This window comes from Pseudarthrobacter cremeus (assembly GCF_051857465.1).
In the GTDB taxonomy this organism is placed as follows: domain Bacteria; phylum Actinomycetota; class Actinomycetes; order Actinomycetales; family Micrococcaceae; genus Arthrobacter.
Window position 1 is genome coordinate 24,219 of the sequence record NZ_JBPZHC010000022.1, and the last position, 6,917, is coordinate 31,135.

General features: G+C 62.5%; 5 protein-coding genes. All 5 read left to right on the plus strand.

Annotation, left to right across the window (positions count from 1 at the left end):
* The first annotated feature begins 16 nt into the window (after positions 1 to 16).
* Positions 17 to 1,504 (plus strand): flavin-containing monooxygenase, encoded by a 1,488-nt coding sequence (locus tag ACS5PJ_RS21895; protein ID WP_439436948.1) that lies wholly within the window; start codon positions 17 to 19, stop codon positions 1,502 to 1,504.
* Positions 1,501 to 2,454, plus strand: coding sequence for an alpha/beta hydrolase (locus ACS5PJ_RS21900; protein WP_439436949.1), 954 nt, complete (start codon positions 1,501 to 1,503; stop codon positions 2,452 to 2,454). Before ACS5PJ_RS21895 ends, ACS5PJ_RS21900 begins: the two co-directional genes overlap by 4 nt.
* Positions 2,455 to 2,606: 152 nt before the next feature.
* Positions 2,607 to 4,118: an NAD-dependent succinate-semialdehyde dehydrogenase gene (locus ACS5PJ_RS21905; RefSeq protein WP_439436950.1), complete on the plus strand. Its 1,512-nt coding sequence runs from the start codon at positions 2,607 to 2,609 to the stop codon at positions 4,116 to 4,118.
* 956 nt (positions 4,119 to 5,074) lie between these two features.
* Positions 5,075 to 5,296: a hypothetical protein gene (locus ACS5PJ_RS21910; protein ID WP_439436951.1), complete on the plus strand. Its 222-nt coding sequence runs from the start codon at positions 5,075 to 5,077 to the stop codon at positions 5,294 to 5,296.
* A 634-nt stretch (positions 5,297 to 5,930) separates the two neighbouring features.
* Positions 5,931 to 6,059: a hypothetical protein gene (locus ACS5PJ_RS21915; RefSeq protein WP_439436952.1), complete on the plus strand. Its 129-nt coding sequence runs from the start codon at positions 5,931 to 5,933 to the stop codon at positions 6,057 to 6,059.
* Positions 6,060 to 6,917: the final 858 nt, after the last annotated feature.

A 6,917-nucleotide genomic window follows, 5' to 3' on the forward strand; every position in this document is an offset into this window, starting at 1 on the left:
CCGAAGAGAGAACATCATGACCTCCACAAATGACCACATTTACAGCGCGATCATCATCGGCGCCGGTTTCGGCGGCCTCGGCCAGGGAGCCCAGTTCGTCCAGGAAGGCATAGACGACTTCCTGATCCTCGAGCGCGGCAACGATGTGGGAGGGGTATGGCGTGAGAACACCTATCCCGGCGCCGCATGCGACACCCAGGCGCTTGTGTACTGCTACAGCTACTTCCTGAACCTCAAGGTTTCCCGCATGTTTGCCGGCCAGGAGGAACTCCAGGGCTACCTGCGTTCCATGGTTGAGGAATTCGGGCTCGGTAAGCACATCCGCTTCGGCCAGAACATCACCGCGACTGAATGGGATCAGGACCGCCGTCTCTGGACCGTGCACACCGCCGACGGCTCGCAGTTCCTGACCCGTTCCGTGGTGGCTGCCTGGGGCCAGCTGAACGAACCGAACATCCCCAACTTCCCCGGCACCGAAACATTCGAAGGCGCGGCGTTCCACTCCGCCAAGTGGCGGCACGACCTTGACCTGACCGGCAAGCGCGTCGCATCCATTGGGTCCGCCGCAACTGCTGTTCAGTACGTGCCCGAGGTTGCCAAGATCGCATCGAACCTGACAGTATTTCAGCGCTCAGCCAATTACATTCTCGCCCGCGACCAGTACATCTTCACGGAAGAAGAGAGCGCCCGCTTCCAGGAAGACCCGGACACCTACCGTCAGCTGCGTCAGGAGATCCACGAATTCCGCGAAGCCGGATTCGAACGCACCCGCCGCCACACCGCAGCGTCCGAAGAAGGAGTTGAACTGGCCCGCCAGCACCTCGAAACCCAGGTGTCCGACCCTGAACTGCGGGCCAAGCTCACTCCCGACTACGACTTCGGCTGCAAGCGGATCCTGCGCAGCGATGATTTCTACCCCGCCCTGACCCGCGAGAACGTAGATCTCGTGACAGAGACAATCACGGAACTCACTCCGCGCGGCCTCCGCACCGCTGACGGCGTCGAGCACGAGTTTGATGTCATCATCTACGCCACCGGGTTTATGAGCCACGCCTTCATGGGATCCATGCGTGTCACCGGGCGCGACGGAATCGGCCTCGACGAGCGGTGGGGCAACGCCCCCGAAGCCTACCTGGGCATCACCGTCGACAACTTCCCCAACCTGTTCCTGGTCTACGGGCCCAACACCAACCTCAACCACAACTCGGTCGTATCCATGCTGGAGGCCCAGCACCGCTACATCGCGCAGGCCGTGCAGTACATCGCAGCCGATGAATCAAGGTTCCTGGAAGTGGACCGTTCGGTCGTTGAGACGTTCAACGCACACGTTCAGGAAGAACTCCAGAAGTCCGCGTTCTCCTCTGAGTGCTCCTCCTGGTACAAGAACGAGGACGGCCGCGTCATCAACAACTGGTCGGGAACCGTCGAAGAATACCGGTCCCACACTCACCACCTCCAGCTCGAGGACTACCTGCAGCTGGCCGAATCCGGACCCGGAAAGTGACCACAAACGACCCGTTCAGCGGCAGGCCCATAGCGCCGGAGGCTGCAGAGGTGCTGCAGAACTTCCGTGCCTCCGGTGGACGCCCGTTTCACTCCTACTCCGTAAAGCATGTGCGCGAGCTCTACGAGAACGGTTGCGCGGCCAACGGCCTTAGCGCTGATCCGCTGGCGTCGGTCACTGACTTCAGCCTGGCTGGTTTCACGGTGCGGGTCTATGACCCCCGCACCGTCGGAGGGCCCACCCCCGCCGTGCTGTTTTTCCATGGCGGGGGGTGGGTCATGGGCAGCCTCTCAACTCATGACGGACTGTGCCGTCGCTTGGCCTCCCGCACGAACCTGCCGGTCATTGCTGTGGACTACCGGCTTGCCCCGGAGAACCCCTACCCGGCTGCGATTGACGACAGCCGCGTGGCAATGCACTGGTTGCTCGATGCAGGCAACGAGCATGGCCTGGCAGTAACCCAGGTCGTGCTGGTCGGTGACAGCGCGGGAGGACAATTGGCCGCAGTCCTGGCCAATGAGAACGCCACGACCACAGATCCACTGCCTGTAGCGGCCCAGGTCCTCATGTACCCCATGGTGGATCTGACCATGTCCTCGCCCTCCTACAAAAGAGTCACCGAGGGCTTCCCTCTGGTTGCCGACACCATCGGCTGGTTCGCTGACCACTACCTGCCAAAGGACGTAGACCGCGCAGCACCGGAGATCAGTCCTTCCCTAGCCCAGCTCCCCGCAGGGCTGCCACCGGCCTACGTGATCACTGTGGACAACGACCCGCTGGTGGACGAGGGGGCAAACTACGCCGCCGCCCTGGCCCGGGCAGGCACGGAGGTCCAGTACCAGCACCTGCCCGGGTACGCCCACGGATTGCTCACCTCCGCGGGACGTATTCCCCGTGGAGAACAAACAGTCGACCAGATCGCTGCCTTTATCAGGGACCGCACGACATGACTGGGATGGAGTACGTCCCGCCACCACAAGACCGAAGTGGCCAGTCGCGCCTCCGGCGCTTGAGCCCATTGAGCTAATCACCCACAGGACGGTGATAGCCCTCCACCCTCGTGGCGCGCTATCACCGCCACCTACCTTTTTTAGGAATCTTCATGACTACTGCCCTCGTTGAACCGGCTGCTGTCTCACGCCAGCGTGAGGCTGACCTCCTTGCCTCTATCCCTACAGGTTTGTTGATCGGCGGGCAGTGGGTGGACGCGTCCGACGGCGGCACGTTCGAGGTGCACGATCCCGCCACCGGGGAGGTGCTCGCCACCCTCGCCTCGGCCACCAGCGCTGACGCCGTCGCGGCGCTCGACGCCGCGGACACGGTCCAGGCGTCCTGGGCGCGGACCGCACCCCGGGAACGCGCCGAGATCCTGCGGCGGGCCTTTGACCTGGTGACCGAACGCGCCGGGGATTTCGCGCTGCTGATGACCCTGGAGATGGGCAAACCCCTGGCCGAAGCCCGCGGTGAGGTGACCTACGGTGCCGAGTTCCTGCGCTGGTTCTCCGAAGAGACGATCCGGGATTACGGTCGCTACCTCACCACCCCCGAGGGCAAAAACAAGATCCTCGTCCAGCACAAACCCGTCGGCCCGTGCCTGCTGATCACGCCGTGGAACTTCCCGCTGGCCATGGCCACCCGCAAGGTCGCCCCCGCCATCGCCGCCGGCTGCACCATGGTCCTCAAACCCGCCAAACTCACCCCGCTCACCGCACAGTACTTCGCCCAGACCATGCTCGACGCCGGCCTGCCCGCCGGAGTCCTGAACGTCGTCTCCTCCTCGTCAGCGTCCGGGATTTCGGGGTCGTTGCTGGCCGATTCGCGGCTGCGGAAGGTCTCCTTCACCGGCTCCACCCCGGTGGGCAAACGCCTCATGGCCGACGCCGCACAGAACGTGCTGCGGACCTCCATGGAGCTCGGCGGCAACGCCCCCTTCATCGTCTTCGAGGACGCCGACCTGGACGCCGCCGTCGACGGGGCCATGGCGGCCAAGATGCGGAACATGGGCGAGGCCTGCACCGCCGCCAACCGGTTCCTGGTCCAGGAATCCGTGGCCCAGGAGTTCACGGCCAAGTTCGCCGCCGCCATGGGCGCCCTGACCACCGGCCGCGGCACCGACCCCGCAACCCAGGTCGGGCCCCTCATCGACGCCGGCGCCCGCGACGATGTGCACGCGCTGGTGACCGCCGCCGTCGAGGCCGGCGCCACCGCCCTCACCGGGGGCTCCCCCGTGGACGGGCCCGGGTACTTCTACCCGCCCACCGTCCTGGCCAACGTGCCCAATGACGCCGCGATCCTCCGTCAGGAAATCTTCGGCCCCGTCGCCCCCATCACCACCTTCGCCAATGAAGCGGACGCCATCCGGCTCGCCAACGCCAGCGAATACGGCCTCGCGTCCTACCTCTACAGCCGGGACTTCAACCGGCTGCTGCGGGTGGCCGAACAGATCGAATTCGGCATGGTCGGCTTCAACGCCGGCGTCATCTCCAACGCCGCCGCGCCCTTCGGCGGCGTCAAGCAATCCGGACTCGGCAGGGAAGGCGGTTCCGAAGGCATCGCCGAATACACCACCACTCAGTACATCGGCATCGCCGACCCCTACACCGCGCGTAGCTGATACGGCACCTAGACCAGGCGGGACGCAGATGCTGCGGCCGTGCACTACGCGGACCGACACGACCGAACCGCACACCTCATCCATGAGCGATCGCCCTGGTCGTCGAACTCAAAGGACTCTTGATGAAAAGCAATCTTTATCAGCAAGCTCAGAGTAAGGAACGTGAAACAACCACGGGGTCACGGATGGGTTCCCGCTCACGCGCAAACGTAACCGGCATTGCGGAGCGTGGAGTTGCCTTCCCGCTCGGCGGCCCGGCAAACACTATGGCCCGGAATTGGTCCGGATCTTCCAGCCTAAGGATCGCTGCAGCCATGTTCACTGCCGTTTGCAGGTGCGGCAACGTTGCGCTCGGTGCTAACAACGCGTCCCTTCATTCGGTACATACGTCTTTCTCGGCAGACTCCAGCAAACCGCGCCGCGAAATAGGCCTTCTGGTCCCTAACACGGTCGACCAGGTGGACGGCTGCGAAGAGGGCTGCCACTACTGCAACGGACCGGAAACGGACTGAAATCTGGGGATTAGCCGGTGAGGGACCAAGCGCTTTGCCACAAGTGGATCTAAAACGCCACACCGGGCAGTTCAGGTGTGGCGTTCCCTGCCAGCCAGATAGGGAAAGAGATTAAGTCCTCTGTTCTACACGACCGCGACGCCCTGAAAGGAACCTAGAGGCCGTGATGCCAGCCGCAAATCAGCCCATGCACCATCACCGCGACTTCCGTGCCACTGCCACAAGCGGTGACCCTGCGCCAATAAGTGGTTGGTGGCGGCCAGCCGACGATCCCATGCCATTTCGTTACCTTGAGCAAGGGGAACCCGTGCCACAACTCGGCGAAACGCAGACCCTCTGGACCCTTGTGCTTGACTTGGCGCCCTCCGCCAGAGCCCCTTTTGTCAAACTGCGGCCCTGATGTGAACAACGCCGGTCTTTACGACTAATCGAAGGGATAGAACCATGCAAACAATCATCGCTGATCTACTAGTCCAGGACCGTGCCGACAAGGAAACCCAGCTCATGCTAGCGCTGGGGACCGCTATTCAGGCGGCAAAGGTCGAAAAAGCCTGTGGTGTGCTCGTTACCCGACATCACTACGCCAGATTTACAGTCGCCCTTTCTACGACGGTGCCGTATGGGCAAACGCACGAACTGGACTTGGTCACCACGCCAGCGGCCTGACCGGCAGCCCAGCGCAGTTGCTCGCCGTCTTCTGCGGTTATGTTGTCAACATACAGCGCTCCGGCTATTGACCTCCCCGACCATGACGACGGCGAGGACCACCTCCTGGTCGACGGTTTCGCCGTTGAACCTAAAGCCGGATTGGTACGGTGCCATGCCACTAGACGGTCTCCATCACGGGCGCTAATTTCATCCAGTTAGGGCACACCCACTCTGACTTCAGCCAGGTGTCCTGGGGACGTCCGAATAGAGTTGAATTCTTCTTTTCTGACGAGGACGGGCAATCTCTTAAACTGCATCCTGACACCTGACTCGTGCTTGGCGGCACCGCGACACCTGGCAGGATATGGGCGTCCCCCATAGATGCCAGGTCAAGGGTTCGCCGGAGACGTTCGGCTTGATGTCACAGTTGTCGTTCTGATCCCCTTCATCGCTGGGTAGGTCCTCCACGCAACCAGAGGGCTACGCGCCGCTCACGATCCAAATTTTCGCTCGGCGCTCCCCCGTCGCTTATTTCCTCACGAAACTCTGAACCGCTCCCGATCCCCCAAGTTGCACTCTGGACCCTCAACCCAGCGGCGACTCCGTTTATCAGAACGACGCACACATCTGACAGACACATCCGGTGTCGGCAATGGCCGACCGCGCTGTCAGCGCCGCCAGCGCCACCGACGTGCTCGTCGCCCCGTTCAGCGGAATGACCGTCGGTGGCCGGCCCGGACCTGAGGGGCGCCGCAGCCGGTCGTATTCGGCAAAGGTCTGAGCGTGACGCCCTTCCGACCAGGAACGGCAGTGACCCCGTGCATAGGAGCAAAACGAAAGGCGCGCGTCCACTACGGACCGGCCAGGACGGATCACGAAATCAGGACCGCCGCCGGAAGGGGAGCCCTGATCCCACACACCTGCACCCTGCCGACGGATCGTACGCCGGCCACAGGTACGGCATGAGACGTGCCGCTGACACCTGAACGTCCTAGGAACCGCGGGTCTTGGGCGCAAAGTCATGTCGCCTGCACCAGAGACCTGGATGAACTGGTGTCGTCAGAGCCAGAAGGAAGGGACCAAAATGCAGGTCAGAAGCCGCCCGTGCACAAAGGTGTGCACAATGTGCGCACTCCCTTTGGCCGGACAAACACGCAATGAGCGAACTTAAGTGGCTCGCCGGAGGCAGGTATCCGAGAAGCATCCTTCAAGAAAAATAGTCTTGGTCATGTCGTCACCACAACTCTTGACGATGAACGAGTGAAGGCCCCCATCTGGCCACGCAAACAGCAAGAAAGGAAGCCACATAGCCTAGATCCCAGCATTCAGCGGGCCCACAGGGCCAGGACCCTGACCCCGCCACCTACACAACCGAACAGGCCACCGCGGCGCCAGGCCCAGACAGCGGACAGTGTCAGAGGGACCCGCGAAGGGTCAATTGTCCACACATTAAAGCAAAAACCCCTCTGACGAGGGGTCATGCGTGCCCGAGGTGGGACTCGAACTGCATTCCAGGCCTTGCAAACGGTAATACTGGAACTGGTCTTGAACCGGTGTGACCCACTTGCAAACTGACGTGCCTGCGGGTGCTGTCTTCCCTGTGATCTGTCCGCCGGTTCAAGTTCCGCTATAAGTGCGT

Coding starts and splice junctions, on each gene's coding strand:
- ACS5PJ_RS21910 (WP_439436951.1), top strand. CDS start 5,075: ATGCAAACAATCATCGCTGATCTACTAGTCCAGGACCGTGCCGACAAG.
- ACS5PJ_RS21905 (WP_439436950.1), top strand. CDS start 2,607: ATGACTACTGCCCTCGTTGAACCGGCTGCTGTCTCACGCCAGCGTGAG.
- ACS5PJ_RS21915 (WP_439436952.1), top strand. CDS start 5,931: ATGGCCGACCGCGCTGTCAGCGCCGCCAGCGCCACCGACGTGCTCGTC.
- ACS5PJ_RS21895 (WP_439436948.1), top strand. CDS start 17: ATGACCTCCACAAATGACCACATTTACAGCGCGATCATCATCGGCGCC.